The organism is Chromobacterium phragmitis, from assembly GCF_003325475.1.
In the GTDB taxonomy this organism is placed as follows: domain Bacteria; phylum Pseudomonadota; class Gammaproteobacteria; order Burkholderiales; family Chromobacteriaceae; genus Chromobacterium; species Chromobacterium phragmitis.
In genome coordinates, this window is the sequence record NZ_CP029495.1 from 3,858,760 (window position 1) to 3,877,365 (window position 18,606).

An 18,606-nucleotide genomic window follows, 5' to 3' on the forward strand; every position below is an offset into this window, starting at 1 on the left:
GCTTTGCGGCTGGCGGCGACGGGAACGGTCCCGGTGACGTTGCATGGCATGCGGCCAGGCCTGGCGCGCAGGCTGATGTCCATTGCCCTGCTGGCGGAGGGCGGGCGCGGAGAGCAGCCATGCCTGTGGCGGGAACCACAGTACGCTATAGCCAAAGCGAGGGGCGATTGCAAAGAGGAGTTTGACCCTGATCGTGCCGGGAGCGCGGTTTGCCGCTACAATGTCGGCCTTGTTGAATAGACACCAACCGTACTGGATTTTTATGTTGCGCATTTCCGAACTGAAGTTGCCCTTGGACCATACGCCGGAGGAGCTGGCGTCCGCCATTTCCGATTTTTTGAAAGTGCCAGCGGCCGACGTTCGAAGCTTTACTGTGTTCAAACGCAGCTACGACGCGCGCAAGGGCGTGATGAGCCTGGTTTACATCATCGATGTCGATGTGGCCAATGAAGACAAGCTGTTCGCCCGCTTCAAGGGCGATCGCCGGGTAGCGTCCACTCCGGATACCAACTACTACTATGTCGCCCAGGCGCCGGAAAATCTCAAATCCCGGCCCGTTGTCGTCGGCTTCGGCCCCTGCGGCATTTTCGCCGCGCTGATCCTGGCCCAGATGGGCTTCAAGCCCATCGTGCTGGAGCGCGGCAAGGAAGTGCGCCAGCGCACCAAGGACACCTGGGGCCTGTGGCGCAAGAGCGAGCTCAATACCGAGTCCAATGTGCAATACGGCGAGGGCGGCGCCGGCACCTTCTCCGACGGCAAACTGTACAGCCAGATCAAGGACCCGCGCCATTTGGGCCGCAAGGTGCTGACCGAGTTCGTCAAGGCCGGCGCGCCGGAGGAAATCCTTTACCTGGCCCGTCCGCACATCGGCACTTTCCGCCTGGTTTCCATGGTGGAGAACATGCGCGCCGAAATCATCGAGCTGGGCGGCGAAATCCGTTTCGAGCAGCGCGTGGACGACCTGATCCTGGACGGCGATCGCGTGCGCGGCGTCAAGCTGGCGGATGGCGGCGAAGTGCTGAGCGACCACGTGGTGCTGGCGCTCGGCCACAGCGCGCGCGACACCTTCCAGATGCTGGAGAGGCGCGGCGTCTACATGGAAGCCAAACCGTTTTCGGTAGGCGTCCGCATCGAGCATCCGCAATCGCTGATCGACCAGGCGCGCTGGGGCAAGTACGCCGGCCATCCGCTATTGGGCGCGGCGGACTACAAGCTGGTGCACCACGCCGGCAACGGCCGCGCGGTGTACAGCTTCTGCATGTGCCCGGGCGGCACCGTGGTGGCGGCCACTTCGGAAGAGAAGCGCGTGGTCACCAACGGCATGAGCCAGTATTCGCGTAATGAGCGCAACGCCAACTCCGGCTTCGTGGTCAGCATCTCGCCGGAAGTCGACTATCCGGGCGGCCCGCTGGCCGGCCTGGACTTCCAGCGAGAGCTGGAAAGCAAGGCGTATGAATTGGGCGGCGGCGGTTACTTCGCCCCGGCCCAGTTGCTGGGCGATTTCATGGCCGGCAAGGCGTCCACCCAGCTGGGCAGCGTGGAACCGTCTTACAAGCCGGGCGTGACCATGACCGATCTCGCGCGCATCCTGCCGGATTTCTGCGTGGAGGCGATGCGCGAGGCGATACCGCACTTCGCCCGCCAGATCCGCGGCTACGATCTGCACGACGCGGTGCTGACCGGCCTGGAAACCCGCACCAGTTCGCCGCTGCGCATCACCCGCGGCGACGATGGCCAGAGCCTGAACATCAAGGGCCTGTTCCCGGCGGGTGAGGGCGCGGGCTACGCCGGCGGCATTCTGTCGGCGGGTGTGGACGGCATCAAGGTGGCGGAGGCGGTGGCCAAGGCGATGTTGGCAGGCTAAAGCCTCCGGCCCGCGCGGTTTTCATCGAGAACGCCGCGCAATCTTCATCCTCGCGTCAAACGATTGGCATCTTGCTTGGGCAAGATGCCTTTTTTCGTTTGGGAGAGGCGAATGGACCGCAGGAATTTTCTCAAGGCAGCCGTAGCCGGCGGCGGAGCGCTGTTGGGCGGCGGGGGCATTGCCGGCCCGTCCTTGATCGTGCCGGACCGTCAGAGGCCGCAAGTGGCATCCGGCATCCAGATCGGCGATGTGGGCGCTGACAAGGCGATTATCTGGGCGCGCGCCGACCGCACGGCGCGCATGCTGGTGGAGTGGGATGTCAGCGAGCGCTTCGCCGATCCTCGCAAGCTGCGCGGGCCGTGGGCCACCGAGGCCACCGATTTCACCACCCGCATCGATCTGAGCGGCTTGCCGGCCGGCGAGCAGCTGTTCGTCCGCGTGCGCTACGAGGACGCCGCTTCGCCGCGGGCGCTGTCCGAGTCGCTGCTGGGCCGTTTCCGCACGGCACCGCGGCAGCCGCGCGACTTGCGCTTCGTCTGGTCCGGCGACACCGCCGGCCAGGGCTTCGGCATCAATCCGGATTGGGGCGGCATGCGCATCTATGAAACCATGCGCCGGCAGCAGCCGGATTTCTTCGTCCACTGCGGCGACACCATCTACGCCGACGGTCCGATGGCCGCCGAAATGACGGTGGAAGAAGGGAAAATATGGCGCAACCTGATCACGCCGGAAGTGAGCAAGGTGGCGGAGACGCTGGACGAATACCGCGGCCGCTATCGCTACAACCTGCTGGATGACAATGTGCGGCGGTTCGCCGCCGAAGTGCCGCAGATCTGGCAATGGGACGACCACGAGGTGGTCAATAACTGGTCGGGCAGCAAGAATCTGGCCGACGACGCCCGCTACCTTGAGAAGAGCATAGGCGTGCTGCAGGCCCGCGCGACGCGCGCTTTCATGGAGTACGCGCCGCTGCGCCATTACGGCGATCGCGACAGCGAGCGGGTATACCGCCGGCTGCCGCAGGGGCCGCTGCTGGACGTGTTCGTGGTGGACATGCGCAGTTATCGCGACCCCAACGGCGCCAATTTGCAAGCGGAGGGCGAGCCGGGCGGCAGCTTCATGGGGCGGGAGCAGCTGCAATGGCTGCTGGAGGGGCTGAAGTCGTCGCGCGCGGTGTGGAAGGCGGTGATGGCGGACATGCCGCTGGCGCTGCTGGTGGGAGACGGCAAGAACGCCGACGGCGGCCCGCGTTGGGAGGCGATGGCCAACGGCGATCCCGGGCAGCCGCGCGGGCGCGAGCTGGAGCTGGCTTGGCTGTTGCGGGAGATCAAGCGCCAGGGCATCCGCAACGTGGTCTGGTTCACCGCCGATGTCCATTACACCGCGGCTCACCATTATCACCCGGAACGGGCGGCGTTCGCCGATTTCAATCCGTTCTGGGAGTTTGTGTCCGGCCCGCTCAATGCGGGAACGTTCGGGCCGAATGCGCTGGATATGACCTTCGGCCCCAGAGTCGTGTATCAGAAAGCGCCGCCTGCGCAGAATGTCTCGCCGCTGGCGGGGCTGCAGTTTTTCGGCCAGGTGGATATTGATGCGCGCACGCGAGAAATGGTGGTCCGATTGAAGGATGCGGCTGGTGGAATCTTGTTTGTCCAGGCGCTGAGGCCTGATTGAAATCGATGTGATTCGGGCATTTATTTCTCATGACGACAATGCGTGATTTGGTGATTTTATATTTCAATAGGGTATTCTGCGTATTTACAAAATTATTGTTAACAGTTATTGCAATTAATGAATGAGCGGGAGTAGGATTTTTGAACCGCATGGCGTGATCCGTTCGGTTAATCAACAAGATAGGGTATGGAAGCATATTGCATCGCAATATATTTCATTGCGCCTTTAAAGGTATCGGCTTGATTTTCATGGAAGGGTAAGATTATGCAACTGACCAGATTGGTGCTGTCCGTAGCAGTGGCGTCCGCTTTCTTTCACCCGCCGGTTATGGCTGCGGATACGGTGCCGCAGTATAGCGATGTACTGTTCTCCGACATGTCGCCGGATAATGAGTCGACTATCCAGAAGATAGTCACATCCAGCAGTTTCTTTCAGCCATGGGCGAATCTCGCGCACTTCATGGGTTATGGTTGGGTGGGCGGCAATACCAACCAGAACACGTTGGTAGGCAAGGAGTTTGAATATCGCCGCATCGACACCATGCTGGACAATCTGTCGATGCCGGATAATAAATACCGCTACATGATGAACGCCAGGTACGACCCTAACGGACCAGGCGGCTATTGGGCGGACAAGCGATTCCGCATCGCCTTCTCCAATATCCAGTGGATGATGGAGCCGGACGACATGAAGCTGGACGCCCCGCAGTTGTATAACAAAAAGCCGATCAAAGTCGTGACCGTGCTGCTGGAGAACTATGGCAATGAAACCGACACCGGCGTGGCAAACCTGAAGTACGACTCCACCGTCAGTTGGTCGAAGGCGGACAAGATCGCCGTGAGCGGCAAGGTGACTGTCACCAACAAGTGGAGCGCCGGCCTGCCGCTGATCGGCGGCGCGGAGTCGTCGGTTGCGGTGGAGATCGCCTCTGGCGCGGACTGGACCACAACCAACGGCACCAGCACCACCACGTCGCAGACGGCGGAGTACCGCGCGGTGCTGCCAGCCAAGAGCAAGCGGCTGATCACCCTGACCTTGTTCGAACAGAAAGCGAACATTCCCTACAGTTCCCGAATGTTCATGACCTACGACGCCGAGCTGTACAACTTCTTGCGCTACAGCGACAACGCGCTCAACGGGCATCCTTCCAACCGACCGTTCTATCTGGCCAAGTTTGGGGGCAAGGACGGTTTGAACGGCGCGCAGGACCTGCTGTCGCAATATCTGAACCCCGCCACGTCCAAGTGGGATTGGCCGTGGGCAGTGAATCAATACAGCAAGAGCACGATAGAAAACACGATAGGGGCCATCTCCAAGCGCAAGTTCAAGCAGCAATTCACCGGCGTGTTCACCGCGGTGGATTCCACCGGTTATACCATCAGCGCAGGTCCGGTGGAGCCGCTGGAGGCCAAGTCGGCGGCATTGAGCGCCCCGAGCGCGCGCAGCGCCACCGCGCAGGTGGGGCTGCAGTACAGGGTATTGGGAGATCTGAACGATGTCTCCGGCAAGGTGAAGAATCTGCGCTTCAGCTTTGGCAAGGGGCAAGCGAAACCTTCCGCAGCGACGCCGTTCCGTTGATTGAGTCCGCTATGTGAGCAAGCATGTCCGGGCATTTTGGGATGCCCGGACATTTTTGATATTCGCAGGCACTCAATCGGCTTGCGGGGTTTCCCGTCTCCGAGAAAGGCAAGCCATAAAAGCGTAATCACGCCATTGACACCGGCATGGTTCTGGCCTAGATAAAATCATGTCGTCACAATGACAATACAGCCGGCTGCATTGGTGATCAGCCGGCATCCGCGACCGCGCATGGCTCCATGCGCCGCGCCTTCTGCAATGGTATTCGTGGCCTGACTGTTCGTCCTTTCCAGGAGCAAGTCAATGGTGCGAATCGCGTCTCCCATTTCCGAAATCAAGGAGCATTACGAAATTGTGGTGATCGGCTCCGGCTACGGCGGCGGCATCGCCGCGTCGAGGATGGCGCGCGCCGGCCGCTCGGTCTGTTTGCTGGAGCGCGGCAAGGAAATCATTCCCGGCGAATATCCGGACACGCTGGCGGAGGCGACCGAGGAATTCCAGGTCCACCATCCCGATGGCCACCTGGGCTCCCGCACCGGCCTGTACGATCTTCACGTCAACGCGCAGCAGAATGTGATCGTCGGCTGCGGCCTGGGCGGCACCTCGCTGATCAACGCCAACGTCTCGCTGCAGCCGGAGCCGCAGGTGTTCGAGGACCCGCGCTGGCCGGAGGGCGTGCGCGATCATGTGGACACGCTGCTGAAGGAGGGCTACGCGCGGGCGCAGCAGATGCTGAAGCCCACGCCGTATCCGGACAGCGCGCCCACATTGCCCAAGCTGCAGGCCAACCAGAAGTCCGGCGAACGCATCCAGGCCAAGCATGCCTTCTACCGGCCGCCGATCAACGTCACTTTCGAAAAGCTGCCGAACGATCTCAACCACGTCGGCGTCGAACAGAAACCCTGTAATTATTGCGGCGACTGCGTGTCCGGCTGCAACAACCATGCCAAGAACACCACGCTGATGAACTATCTGCCGGACGCCTGCAACCACGGCGCGGAGATATTCTGCCAGGCGTCGGTGCGCTACCTGGAACGGGACGGCGACGGCTGGATCGTCCATTTCCAGTACGTCGGGACCGGGAGGGAGAAATTCGACGCGCCGACGTTGTTCGTCAAGGCGGACATCGTCATCCTGTCCGCCGGCACGCTGGGCTCCACCGAAATCCTGCTGCGCTCCCGCGCCGAGGGCCTGTCGCTGTCCGACCAACTGGGCATGCACATGAGCGGCAACGGCGACATCCTCGGCTTCGGCTACAACAACGGCGACAAGATCAACGGCATCGGTTTCGGCACGCACTCGGCCAAGGAGATCGGCCCGGTCGGCCCCTGTATCACCTCCATCATCGACATGCGCGACGAGAGCGGCTGGCGCCGGCGCATGGTGATAGAGGAGGGCTCCATTCCCGGCGCCATCGGCGGCATGATGGTGCCGGCGATGGCCGCGGCGTCGGCCGAGCTGGGCCAGCCTTCGGAAAGCGGCGCGCTGGCCAAGATCAAGTACGCGGCCAGGGAAGTGGAAAGCGCGCTGCGCGGCCCCTATCACGGCGCGATGAACCGGCTGCAGACCTATCTGATCATGAGCCACGACAACGGCGCCGGCCGGATGGTCTTGGATGATCACGACCAGTTGAGGCTGGACTGGCCGGACGTGGGCGAGCAGCCCAACTTCAAGATCGGCAACGACAGGCTGCAGGAGGCCACCCGGGCTTTGGGCGGCATCTATGTGCGCAACCCGATCTGGACCGATCTGTTCAAGCACAGCCTGATCACCGTGCACCCGCTGGGCGGCTGCGTGATGGGCGAGGACGCCGGCCAGGGCGTGGTCAACCACAAGGGCCAGGCGTTCAGCGGAACGAGCGGGCGCGATGTCTATCCCGGCTTGTACGTGACCGACGGCTCGGTGATTCCCACCTCGCTGGCGGTGAACCCGCTGTTCACCATCTCGGCGGTCAGCGAGCGGGCGATGGCGCTGCTGGCCGCGGACCGCGGCTGGACGATCGACTACACGCTGCCGTCGGCGCCCAGCCGGCTCCAGCCGCAGTCGGACAAGCCGGGCATCGAATTCACCGAGACGATGAAGGGCTTCTTCTCCACCGCCCACCGCCAGCCGGCGGGCACCGATCTGGCCGCGTACGAGGCGGCGGCCCAGGCCGGCCGGGACGCCGGTTCGGCCATGGGCTTCACCGTCACGGTGGCGTCCGACGATCTGGACCGGCTGATTTCCGACCCTAGCCATCCGGCCACCATTGTCGGCACGCTGAATGCGCCGGCCTTGTCGGCGCTGCCGCTGACGGTCAGCCATGGCGTGTTCAACCTGTTCGAGGAGTATCCGCAGCAGGTGGGCGAGCGCCACATGAATTACAAGATGCGCTTGAGCGCCGAGGATGGGGCCGAGTACTTCTTCAGCGCATTCAAGTCGGTGCCCAGCGATCATGGCCCGCTCAAGATCTGGGCTGATACCAGCACCTTGTACGTGACGGTGTACCGGGGCGTGGACGACGGCGGCGAGGTGGTCGGCAGCGGCGTGCTGCACATCGAGCCGGCCGACTTCGCCCGGCAGATGACCACGATGAAGGTGCTCAACGTCTCCAGCGAGGCCGAGCGGTTGAAGCAGCTGGCCCGTTTCGGCGAGTATTTCGCCGGCGTGCTGTGGGAGAGCTACGGCGGCGTGCTGGCGCCGAATGTCTACTTCAATCCGGACGCGCCGCCGCGCAAGAAGCGCCCGCTCAACGTCGGCGCGCCGGAGGTGGCGTTCTTCCCGACCGACGACGGCGTCAACTTGCGGCTCACCCGCTACAACGGCGGCGGCAAGGGGCCGGTGATGCTGGTGCATGGTCTGGGCGTGGGGTCGAACATCTTCTCCACCGACACCATCTCCACCAATCTGCTGGAGTACCTGTACCAGCACGGCTACGACGTGTGGCTGCTGGACTTCCGCGTCAGCATCCTGCTGGAAGCCAGCAAGCAGCAGTGGGACGGCGACCAGGTGGCGCGTTACGACTATCCGGCGGCGATCCGGACGATACGGGCAGCCACCGGCGCGGCCGATGTGCAGTGCGTGGTGCATTGCTACGGCGCCACTACTTTCTTCATGTCCATGCTGGCCGGGCTGGAGGGGGTGAGATCGGTGGTGTGCTCGCAGATCGCCGCCGACATCGTGGTGCCGGCCGCCACCCAGGTGAAGACCGGCCTGCATCTGCCGACGGTGCTGGACAAGCTTGGCGTGCAATCGCTGACCGCCTATACCGCGTCCGACTCCAACTGGTTCGAGAAACTGTACGACACCGCGCTGAAGGGCTATGCGCTGGCGGAGGCGCAGGGCTATTGCAACAACCCGGTCTGCCACCGCATCACCTTCATGTACGCGCCGCTGTACCGTCACGAAACCCTGAACGAGACCTTGCACGACAATCTGCAGGAGCTGTTCGGCATCGCCAATATGCGGACGATGGAGCATCTGGCGCGTATGTGCCGCGAGGGGAGGCTGGTGGCGTTCGACGGCGCGGACATCTACATGCCGCACTTCGACCGGCTGCGGCTGCCCATCCTGTTCATCAGCGGCGGGCAGAACGAGTGCTACCTGCCGGAAAGCACCGAGCGCACGTACGACAAGCTGGTGGAGCGTTTCGGGCCGGAGCGCTACAGCCGGCTGGTGGTGCCGGGCTACGGCCATATCGACTGCATGTTCGGCAAGAACGCGGCGGCCGATGTCTACCCGGCCATCGTCGCCCACCTGGACAAGACCGCAGGCGGCTGAGGCGACAACGCCGGGGCCGCGGTCCGGTCCCGGCCGGTCCCGGCCATTCGACGCCGTCTTCACAAGGACATCTTCATGGACAAGACTCGTTGCGCGGAATGTGGCTTGCGCTGGTTCCAGCGCTTCATCTGGATCGGCATCGCCATCAATATGGTGTTCGCCATCCCGGCGCTGTTCTGGCCGGACTTCCTGAACAGCAGCTTCGGCCTGCCCAGCCAGGCGGTGTACCCGTGGCTGCAGAACGCCGGCATGCTGTTGGTGGCGGTCAGCCTGTTTTACGCGCCGGCCGGCGTCAACGCCGCGCGCTATCCGGTGTATTCCTGGCTGTGCGTGCTGTCCCGGCTGATCGCGGTGGCGTTTTGGATCTACCTGATCCAGACCTCAGGCTATCCGGACGCCTTCAAGCCCTTGCTGTACGCCGACGCCGCGATGTTCGCGATCCTGGGCGCGCTGCTGTATGCCGGCCTGCCGGCGGAGCAAAGGCCTTGGCCGTTGATCCGCGCCGGCCTGCGCGGCTTGTGGCGTTGCCTGGCCAAGTGTTTTTCCGGCGCCCGCCGCAAGATCGCCATCGTTGTCGTGCTGGTGTTGGCCTTCATCGGCTACGAGGCCTGGGCCAATCTGTTGCGCGAAGTGCCGCAGCCGCCGCTGGCGTCCGACGTGGACCACTTCAAGTACGCGGCGATAGGCCTGGGGCCGGACGCGCGCATTCCCTTGTACGTGTTTTCGGTGCTGCCGCAGGTGTGCGCGCAGCGCATGCCCAAGCTGGGCACTGGCTGGCAGGCCTTCGGCTTCGTCTACGAGGGCGGGCATGATCTGCCGATCGGCCTGGCCAAGCGGCAGATAGGCTATCCGTCGGTGGAGCCTAATTGCGCGTTGTGCCATACCGGCCAGTACCGCAAGAGCGCCGACGACGTGCCGATGCCGGTGCCCACCGCGCCGGCGGCGTTGTTGAATCTGGAGTCGTTCCAGTGGTTCTTGTACGACTGCGCCGGCGATCCAGACTTCAGCGCCAAAGTGATGAGCGCCATCGACCAGCGCTACGACCTGGGCGTGGTGGAAAAGCTGTTCTACCGCTTCCTGATCGTGCCGGCCACGCAAAAGGCCTTTCTCAAGCAGAAGCAGCAGTACGCCTGGCAGAAGCTGAGGCCGGTGCAGGGACCGGGCCGCACCGATACCTTCAATCCCACCAAGATGGCGGTGTTCGGCTTCCCGGACGACTCCACCATCGGCACTGTCGATCTGCCGCAGATCTGGAACCAGAAACCGCGGGAGTCGCTGTACCTGCACTGGGACGGCAACAACAACGACATCAAGGAGCGCAACTACGCGGCGGCGATGGCGGTGGGCGCGACGCCGCAGTCGGTGCTGCCGGCCGAGTTCAAGCGCGTGACCGACTGGCTGTTGATACATCCTTCGCCCAAGTGGCCGTTCGGCGGCCTGGACCAGGTGCGCGCGCATCGCGGCCAGGCGCTGTGGGAGAAGAATTGCGCCAGCTGCCACGATTTCGGCAAGACCGACACCGGGCAGGTGACGGTAGGCCTGGATGAACTGGGCACCGATCCCTACCGCGTCAACTCCTTCACCGTCGGCCTAGTGGACAAATTCCACGAGTTCAAGAAGCCGCCGTTCGATTTCGGCGCCTACCGCAAGACGCAGAGCTACAGCAACACGCCGACCGACGGCATCTGGTTGCGCGCGCCTTACCTGCACAATGGCTCGGTGCCGACATTGTGGGATCTGCTGCAGAGGCCGGACAAGCGGCCCAAGGCCTTTTATCGCGGCTCCAGCGTGTTCGACACCCGCAATGTCGGCTTCAGCACCGCCGGTCCGGAGACCAAGGGCGGCGGCTATTTCAAGTTCGACACCCGTTTGCCGGGCAACCACAACACCGGCCACGAGTACGGAACCGATCTGCCCGACAGCGAGAAGTGGGACCTGATCGAGTACATGAAAACCTTGTGAGCCGGAATGGCCGGAGAGCGAGCGGAGGCGGAACATGAGCATGTTCGACGATTGGCGCAAGCGGGTAGAGGATGACCTCGCCGGCGCGCAGCAGGCGCTGGAGCAGAAGCAGCAGCTGTTCGAGCGGCTAAAGCAGGTGCATCAACAGGCGCTGGACCTGATAGACAGCGGCTCCACCGCGCCGGTGGACATTCCCTGGGAGTTCGCCCATGGCCTGTCCATCCTGGAGGGCGTGGTCGAGGGCCGGCATTTGCCGTCCACCGAGGCGGAACTGCCCACGCGGGTGATGGACGACGGCACCTTGCTGGGCTGCCGCAAATGGGAACTGCTGGACCCATTGTGGGGCGAGGCGCTGGTGGAGTGGTTTGAGCACTTGCTGAGCCGCGCGCCATGGGCCGGCAAGCCGAACCATGTGGCGATGCCGGACAAGGTCAGCCTCAACATCGCCGGCGATTGGGGCACGGGCGACTACATCGCCGCCAAGGTGGCCAAGGCGATGAGCGCGTTGCCGGCCGACTACTCCGTGCATCTGGGGGATGTCTACTACGCCGGCTCCGGCCCTGACGAGCTGCGCGACTTCGCCGCCTGGCCGGCTGGCGCGCACGGGCAGTTCACGCTCAACTCAAACCACGAGATGTACAACGGCGCGTTCGGCTACTTCAAGGAGTTGGGCCTGCGCTTTCCGCTGCAGCAGGGCACCAGTTACTTCAGCCTGTACAACCACAACTGGCTGATACTGGGATTGGACACCGCCTATTGGTCGGAAAAGTTCAATCTTTACATGGACGGCGCGTTGGGCGACGCGCAAACCGCTTGGCTGAAAGCCGTGGCGGCCGGTTGGCAAGGCAGGATCATGCTGCTGTCCCATCATCAGGGCTATTCGATAGACGGCGGCGCCAAAACCCCGCTTTACGACGAAGTGACGGCCGCGCTGGGGCGAGAGCCGGACTACTGGTACTGGGGGCATTTGCACAATGTGATCTGCTACGCGCCGCAAGGCGGCATGCGCGGGCGCTGCGTGGGCCACGGCGCGATTCCCTACGGCCCGGCCAAGGTTCTCCAGGGCAAACCGCAGGTGGCGTGGTCGGAGGACCGTTCGGCGGACGACAGCCAATACCCGGAGCGGGTGCTGAATGGCTTCGTGCGACTGGAGCTGAACGGCGATTCGATCACGGAAATCTTCTACGACGAAAACGGCGGCAAGCGTTGGACGCCATCCTGACGGCCGGCCAGGCAAGGTCGCCCGCGGCGCGCGCAATGGAGGAATGAACGGGAAGGCACTCGCCGGCTACCCGGCAAAGACAAAGGCTGCTTTTCGTGAGGCAGCCTTTGTCATGGTTTGGCCGGCGCGCTTATTGAGGAAAGGCCGGGCAGGTGCTGGGCAGCGCGGCGGTGGAGATGCCCTCGCAACTGTTGCGGAAGGTCAGCGCGCCGTCGCGGTCGGTGGACAGTTCCCAGACCGTATCGTAGTCCTCATAGCTCCAGGCGGGAATGCGGGCGGCGGCTTTGGGGTCCTGGTAGACCACGCCGAATAGGTATTTGACCGCTTTTTCGATGTGGGCGTGCTCCCAGCCCACCAGGATGGCCGAACCCGCGGCGGGGCGTTTGAAATAGGGCGAGTCGCGGTCGAACAGCGCCATCGCCAGGTCCGCCGCATCTTCCCACTGGAACGGCGCCAACGTCAGCGGCAGCCGGTACTGGATGGCGAAAGGCGCGACCGTCAGCGAGGGCCGGATGTAGGAGCAAGCCGCGCCGCAGTCGATGATGTTGCCGGGATCGGAGGTGTACACGTAATCCGGCTTGCGGCCGATCTTGTCCAGCAGGATGCGGTTGGCGCCCAGCGCCCGCCACTGCCCCTGGCAGACGTAGTTGCCGTTTTCGAAACTCCCGCCTGGGTGCGCCTCCACGTGCCTGACCAGCAAGGCGGTTTGCGAAGTGTAGGGTCGCAGCGTGGCGGGCGGCTTCGCCTTGATCGTGACCGGCGTTTGCGGACAGGCCGAGCGCGGAGGGAGGGCGATGTCGGGGTAGGCGGACACCTTGGCGATCTGGTCGGGATAGGCGGATAGCTTTAATGCGCCGGCCTGGCCTGAGGCCACCAGGTAGCTGCGGCCGTCCGCGGGCGGCACGGCGCCGGTCAAGGCCTTGGCTACGGTTGTCCGCAAGGGTTCTGGCATCGCCATCACGTAGATGCCGCGCGGCTGGGTGGCCTGCAGCTGCTGGACGAAATAGGCCGGGGAGTTGTAATCCGACGGGCCGCCGGCATTCAGCCGGACCACTTTCACCGGCTGGTAATTGAGGAGCGCGTAGGGCTGTATGCTCTCCAGCGGCGTCATGTCCGCGCCGTCAGCGGACAGGGTCAGCGCATAGACCTGCTTGAGCTGGCCCAGCTTGCCGGCGGTCAGGCTGGTGAGCAGCTGGCCGAAGCGCAGCGAGTGGTTCAGACCGGCAGGCGTCAGGTTGTTGTCCGCGCCGCGCTCGAAGGCGGGGACCAGCACGAAGTTCCAGTCGTTGGCGTTCAGGGGGGGCTGGGCGGCGCGCGCCGCGAAGCCGGCCATCAGGCCGCACAAGGCCAGCATCAAGCATCGCATTCTCATGGCAAAGCTCCTGGAAAGCATGGGGCGCCGCGGACGGACCGCGGCGCGAAGGGGATCAGGGGGTGAAGAACTGCCGCCGTTGGTGCTGCTCCTGGTGCATGGGGAACATCACCGAGTAGAACTCGGTCCAGCCGCCCATCCTGACCCGGACCAGGTTGTAGCGCTCCGGATCTTGTCCGGCCGCCTGGTAAGTGGCGGGGTCGGCGCAGGTGAGCGTGACCAGGTTGGAACCGGTTTCGCCTTGCGCGTAAGCGCGGACGAAGCGTTTGAGCGCGTCCAGCGGAAAGTCCTCCGCGATGTTCATGTCCACCGGCGACGCGTTGGACAGCCCGTACTCGATGGCGTCTACCCGCCAGCTGCGCAGCGCCTGGTTCATGTTGCGGAAAGCCGGAGCGGGGGGCAGGTCTTGCGGGGCGGGCGCCGGAGACAGGTCGGAGGCGATGGGCATGCCATTGCGGCGGCCGTCCGCGCTGGCGCCGAAGGACAAGCCGTCGCCGACGTAGCCCTCGAACGTGCCGATGCCCGGCGTGACGACGAATTCGAACGCGCCGTAGTTCTGGGCGATGCCGTCCAGTGCGGGCTTCAGCGCGGGGTGGGGATGGCGGATGGCGTCCACGCACAAGCCCACCAGGTTTTCCATCAACCAGGCGCCCAGCGCGTCCACCTCGGGATGGCCGCTGCCCCACTTGGGCAGCGCCAGCGCGGCGTCCCTCCACTCCTGGTACTTGAGCGCGCGGGCGGCGGCGTCAGCGGGACCCATCAACTGGTTCTGATAGGGCTCGATCAGCGCGTAGCCCCAGTCGTTGACCAGGCAGTCCACCAGCTCGGGCAATGTGGCGATGGCGCTGTCGCGGTCGTAAACCAATTTCTTGATCGCGTACAGAGAGTCGATGGTGTTCGACACTCCCACGCACAGCGGCGCGATCATGTGGAAGCGCGCGCCGGCGTCGGTGAGGTCGCGCCCGGATTCGATGCAGCCGTCTATCAGCGTGGACAGCATCGGACTGGGGCAGATGCCGGCCAGGTTGCCGTAATTGCCCAGGATGACGTTGTAGGTCTGGAGCACCAGCCACTCCAGTTGGCTGAGGAACTGCCGCTGCAGCGCTTCGAAACTATCCAGCGCGGACGCGGGCGGCGAGCGGAAGGTTTGCTTCAGCCCGCGCAGGTAGACAGGCCCGGCTTCGCCGTAGGCCGCCCCCTGGTTCAGCGCCTGCTCCAGCGCCGACAGCGGCGCGACATTGGCGAAGGCGAACTCGGTGGCGCCCGCCAGCATGGGCTCGTAGCAGCCGTCCGCCGCGTAGTCGCGCGCCCAGCGCAGGCTGACTTGAGAGCCGGAGCGGCGCAGCGCTTCGCACAGCCTGTCGTCCTGATAGAGGATGGGATGGGCGCCGCCCGCCAGCAGCGATGCCGCCGCCGCGTCCAGCGCCTCCTGCGGCATGTCCTTGTAGACGCGCAGCGACAGGGTGGGCGCGTTGACCGGGATGCGCCGAGCCGCCTTCAGGCACAGCAGGGTGACCGGGTTGACGCCGCCAGTCGGCTCCGCGTCGTCGTTGGCCACGTAGCCGCCCACGGTGATTTGCTGCACCCACTGGTTGATGCCGCCGCCTTGCGGGAAGTTGCCGCCCAGGCCGCAGACCGCGGTGGTGCCGTAGTTGACATAATCGGTGATGTCGGCGCGATTGACGAAGGCGTTTTCGCCTATCTTCAGCCACAGGCAGTCGATGATTTCCTGGGCGCGGGCCTCGTCGACGGGGTGGTCGCGCAGCAGCGGCCAGAGAATCTGGTCCAGCCGGCCCAGCGAGGTCAGCTCGCCCAGCAGGTGCAGACAGCAATGGAAGGAGTAGATCAGCTGGACGCCGTCATGGAAGCTGGCCGGCTTGTCCGTCGCCAGCCGGAGCAGCCTTTGCGCGATCTCTCGCATATTGGCGGCGTCGTCCGGATGGCCGGCGCGCTCGGCCGCCCGCTCGGCCAGCGCGGCCCAGTTGCGCAGGTAGGCTTGCGCGCCTTCCAGCGACCAGATCGCCGATTGATAGAAGTCCGCCTGCTTGGCGGACAGGCCCGGCAGGGACTGGCGCGCGCGAAGGTCGTCCAGCAAGCCGCCCAGGCCTTGCTCCACCAGCTTCTGGTAGTCCGGCACCACGTGGCCCATCGCCGACCATTCGTTCAGCTCCGCCTTTAGCCAGGCGGAAACCGTTTCCTCCTCGCTCAGATAGGGCACCACCTCCTTGCCGCGGCCCAGCGTGAAGTCCGGAATCACGCCCACCAGCAATTCCTTGGGATGGATGCGCAGCAACTGGCCCTGCCGGGCCGGCTCGGAATCGGGCGAGGACAGCAGCTCGGCCAGCGTTTTCCGGTTTGCCAAACCCTTGCGCAGCTGGGCCGGCGCGGTCAGCACGGGCACCTCTCCAGGGGCTGCCAGCGCGGACAGATGGGGCAGCCTGGGGAAGGGGCGGCGACGCAGCCAGCCGTCGTTCCAGTGGGAGAAGGCGCGCCCCAGCAGCGACAACAGCCGCGGCGATGGCGGGTCGCCCGGCAGGTAGCGGCCATCCGCCATTTGGTGCAGATAGTCCTGGGCGTTGTAGAACATGTAGCCGTTGGCGCTGCGGACCTGCCAATGAGGATCCTCTTCGGCGGCCATGCGGCCATCGGCGGCGGAAACGCCCAGTTCGGCGGCCGCAGGCACGTACCAGTAGCCGCCGGATACGCCTTGGACCAGGTCCATCAGCCGGTCTATCGGACGCTCCGGCATTTCGCCCATCAGCCGGTGCAGGATTTTCTCGAAGCGCGGCTGCTGGTTGCAGAAGGCGACGAACATCAATCCCTGTTCGCGGGCGGGGTGGCCGGCCTGTTCGCCGAAAGGCAGCGCCTGACGCAGCAGCTTCCGGTTGTCGCCGTCCTCGTCGAGGAAGTGGGCGCGGTGGATGTGGGCATCGCCGGGCCCTTGCGGCAGCACAGCGCCGGCGGGATTGCGGCCCAGCATCGCGTCTTCGGCGTCAGGCGCCAGCGCCGCGATGGCCTTCCAATCAAACAGGAATTTCTGGGTGAAACCGAAGGCCGCGCCGCGATAGGGGCCGTCCAGCAGGATGTCTTCGGCCATGCTGACCGGGTCGGACGGGTTGGTGATGCCGTCCAGGTAGCGGCCGCCTATCACCCGGCCATCCGCGCGTTTGCCAACGGCCAGGATTTCCACCCGGCTGGCCAGCGCTTCCAGCTTCGCGCGGAAGTCCGCGAGCAGCCGTTCCGCGATGGCGATATCGGGCGTTTTCAGAAACAGGAACACGTCGCCGCCGCTGTCGCGAAGCTTGGGAGAGTGGTCGAGCACGCGGCGGCTGACCGGGATCTCCCGGTTTTCCCAGCGCCCCCACAGTTCCGGCGAGAAGGCGGCGACGAGGCCGCTGGGCTGCGGAGCCTGGTCCGCCGCCTGGGCCAGCTCGCGGACCAGCGCCAGCACGGCGTCGCGGGAGGCGGCGTCCTGCTGCCTCAGATACAGCGTGGCGGTCTGGCCGAACAGCGCGCGCATGGGCAGGCCGCGCTGCGCGCCCTTGATGATGTCGATGAACATGTCGTGCTCCTCCGGAGGGAAGGAAAAAGGCGCGGCCAGGATGCCGCGCCCGTCGGTAAAGCGCCTAGCCGCGGCCCCTGTCGCGGCGTTGGCCGCTCCATTGCTGGTAGCGTCGCCAGATGTAGCGGTGGTAGTCGGAGCTGGTGTCCAGCTGCGGCATCGCGTGATGGCTGCCGCCGTTGTCATCCGCCACCGGCTGGCGGGACAGCATGGAGGCTTGCAGCCGCTGCAGATGGGTGGCCCGGTCGGGGAAGGGGCTGCCGCCGGGAGAGGTCGGCGCGGCGACGCCCAGCAGCGGATCGTCGGCGCGCGGCGCGGCGAGGGTCAGCGCGCCGCCGATGTCGCGTGCGGCGGCGTCGCGGGCTGTCAGCGGCTTGATCTGCGGCCAGCGCGTCTGCAAGGTCTTCAGCGTCGAGGTGTGGTCAAGCGGGGTGTCGCCCGCGGGCAGGCGGAACACGGTGCCGGCCTGGATCCGGGGCGAAACCAGCACGGTGGGCACGCGCGGTCCGAAGCGGTTGAAGGCGAAGCCGAATTCGCCGATGGAAGCGTCGGGCGCGCAGGCGGTCCAGGGCGGCGCCACGTGGTCGTAACAGCCGCCGTGCTCGTCGTAGGTGATGATGAGCAGCGTTTGGTTCCAGGCGTCGGCGTTGGAGCGGACCGCGTAGTAGACGTCGCGTATCAGCCGTTCGCCGGCGGATACGTCGGAAACCGGATGCTGGTCGTTCTGTTCCGGACCGGACCAACAGGGTTCCAGAAAGGTGAAGGCCGGCAGCTTGCCGGCGCGGGCGTCGTCGACGAAGTTGCTGAACAGGCCGAAATGGGATTCATCGGCGTCGGTGGTGTCCGGGAAGTTGTGGCGCGTCAAGGGCGGCGCGTTGTAGCCGTAGATGCGCCAGTCCAGTCCCGCGTCGCTCATCCGGCCGAAGATGCTGGGACAGGTGAACGAATGGCTGTGGTCGTCCATATGGCCTTGCGAGGTGGCGGCCAGCGCGAAGGCGCGGTTGGGCATGGTTTCGGTGGGCACGGAGCCGAACCATTGGTCGCATACCGCATAGCCGCGCGCCAGGGCGGACAGGATGGGCAGCGTTTCCGGCGAGTAGCAGCCCATGATCCAGTTCGCTTGGGCGCCTGGGATGATTTCGTCGGGCCGCTCCCGGCTTTCCCAGCCCAGCGTATAGGCGAAATCCTTGGCGAACCCGGTGTTGGCGGCTTGCGGCGGCTCGCTTGGCGCGTTGATGGAGCCGAACAGCTGGGAGTTGGTGGCCTTGTAGCCTTCGCCGGGGTCGGCGCCGGGCATGTAGTAGGCATGCGGCGTATCCGGACGGATGCGGAATACCGGCGCCTCGTTGCCATTGGCGTCCATATTGTATTCGCTGCCGCTCAGGCCGTCGAAAGGCTGGCCGTCTCGCGGAGGGGTGTCGGCGTATAGATAGCCCAGCATATGGTCGAACGAGCGGTTTTCCAGCATCAGTACCACGACGTGCTCAATGGCGCCGAGTTGATTGGGCATGGCGGCGTTCCTTTCAGCGTTGCGTTGCGGGAATGGCTTGCCTGGGCGATGTTGGCGCGGATGAGACGGGCGTGCTGTGGCGCAGGGAACCGGATGAGGCAGT

The 18,606-nt window shown here is 64.8% G+C and carries 9 protein-coding genes; 6 read left to right on the forward strand and 3 right to left on the reverse strand.

Annotated elements, in window-relative coordinates:
- The first annotated feature begins 262 nt into the window (after positions 1 to 262).
- The 6 genes from DK842_RS18420 to DK842_RS18445 all read left to right on the forward strand — a co-directional run bounded on the left by DK842_RS18420 (position 263) and on the right by DK842_RS18445 (position 12,059).
- Complete coding sequence (locus DK842_RS18420; RefSeq protein WP_114062767.1) at positions 263 to 1,864, forward strand: NAD(P)/FAD-dependent oxidoreductase; 1,602 nt, start codon at positions 263 to 265, stop codon at positions 1,862 to 1,864.
- 111 nt (positions 1,865 to 1,975) lie between these two features.
- On the forward strand, positions 1,976 to 3,538 hold the full coding sequence (locus DK842_RS18425; protein WP_114062768.1) for an alkaline phosphatase D family protein: 1,563 nt from the start codon (positions 1,976 to 1,978) through the stop codon (positions 3,536 to 3,538).
- Positions 3,539 to 3,802: 264 nt separating this feature from the next.
- Positions 3,803 to 5,116, forward strand: a complete 1,314-nt coding sequence (locus DK842_RS18430) for an aerolysin family beta-barrel pore-forming toxin (protein ID WP_114062769.1) — start codon at positions 3,803 to 3,805, stop codon at positions 5,114 to 5,116.
- Between the two features lie 303 nt (positions 5,117 to 5,419).
- Entirely contained in the window at positions 5,420 to 8,875 is a 3,456-nt protein-coding gene (locus DK842_RS18435; RefSeq protein ID WP_114062770.1) for a GMC family oxidoreductase N-terminal domain-containing protein, read from the forward strand.
- A gap of 75 nt (positions 8,876 to 8,950) precedes the next feature.
- On the forward strand, positions 8,951 to 10,837 hold the full coding sequence (locus tag DK842_RS18440) for a c-type cytochrome (RefSeq protein ID WP_114062771.1): 1,887 nt from the start codon (positions 8,951 to 8,953) through the stop codon (positions 10,835 to 10,837).
- Positions 10,838 to 10,871: 34 nt separating this feature from the next.
- Positions 10,872 to 12,059, forward strand: coding sequence for a metallophosphoesterase family protein (locus DK842_RS18445; protein ID WP_114062772.1), 1,188 nt, complete (start codon positions 10,872 to 10,874; stop codon positions 12,057 to 12,059).
- A 130-nt stretch (positions 12,060 to 12,189) separates the two neighbouring features.
- On the opposite strand, the gene DK842_RS18450 is transcribed toward DK842_RS18445, so the two are convergent.
- The 3 genes from DK842_RS18450 to DK842_RS18460 form a co-directional block, all read right to left on the reverse strand.
- Positions 12,190 to 13,431, reverse strand: coding sequence for a hypothetical protein (locus DK842_RS18450; RefSeq protein ID WP_145964081.1), 1,242 nt, complete (start codon positions 13,429 to 13,431; stop codon positions 12,190 to 12,192).
- Positions 13,432 to 13,486: 55 nt separating this feature from the next.
- Complete coding sequence (locus tag DK842_RS18455) at positions 13,487 to 16,993, reverse strand: pyruvate formate lyase family protein (RefSeq protein WP_114062774.1); 3,507 nt, start codon at positions 16,991 to 16,993, stop codon at positions 13,487 to 13,489.
- A gap of 64 nt (positions 16,994 to 17,057) precedes the next feature.
- Positions 17,058 to 18,503: an alkaline phosphatase family protein gene (locus DK842_RS18460; protein WP_114062775.1), complete on the reverse strand. Its 1,446-nt coding sequence runs from the start codon at positions 18,501 to 18,503 to the stop codon at positions 17,058 to 17,060.
- Between the last annotated feature and the right edge of the window lie 103 nt (positions 18,504 to 18,606).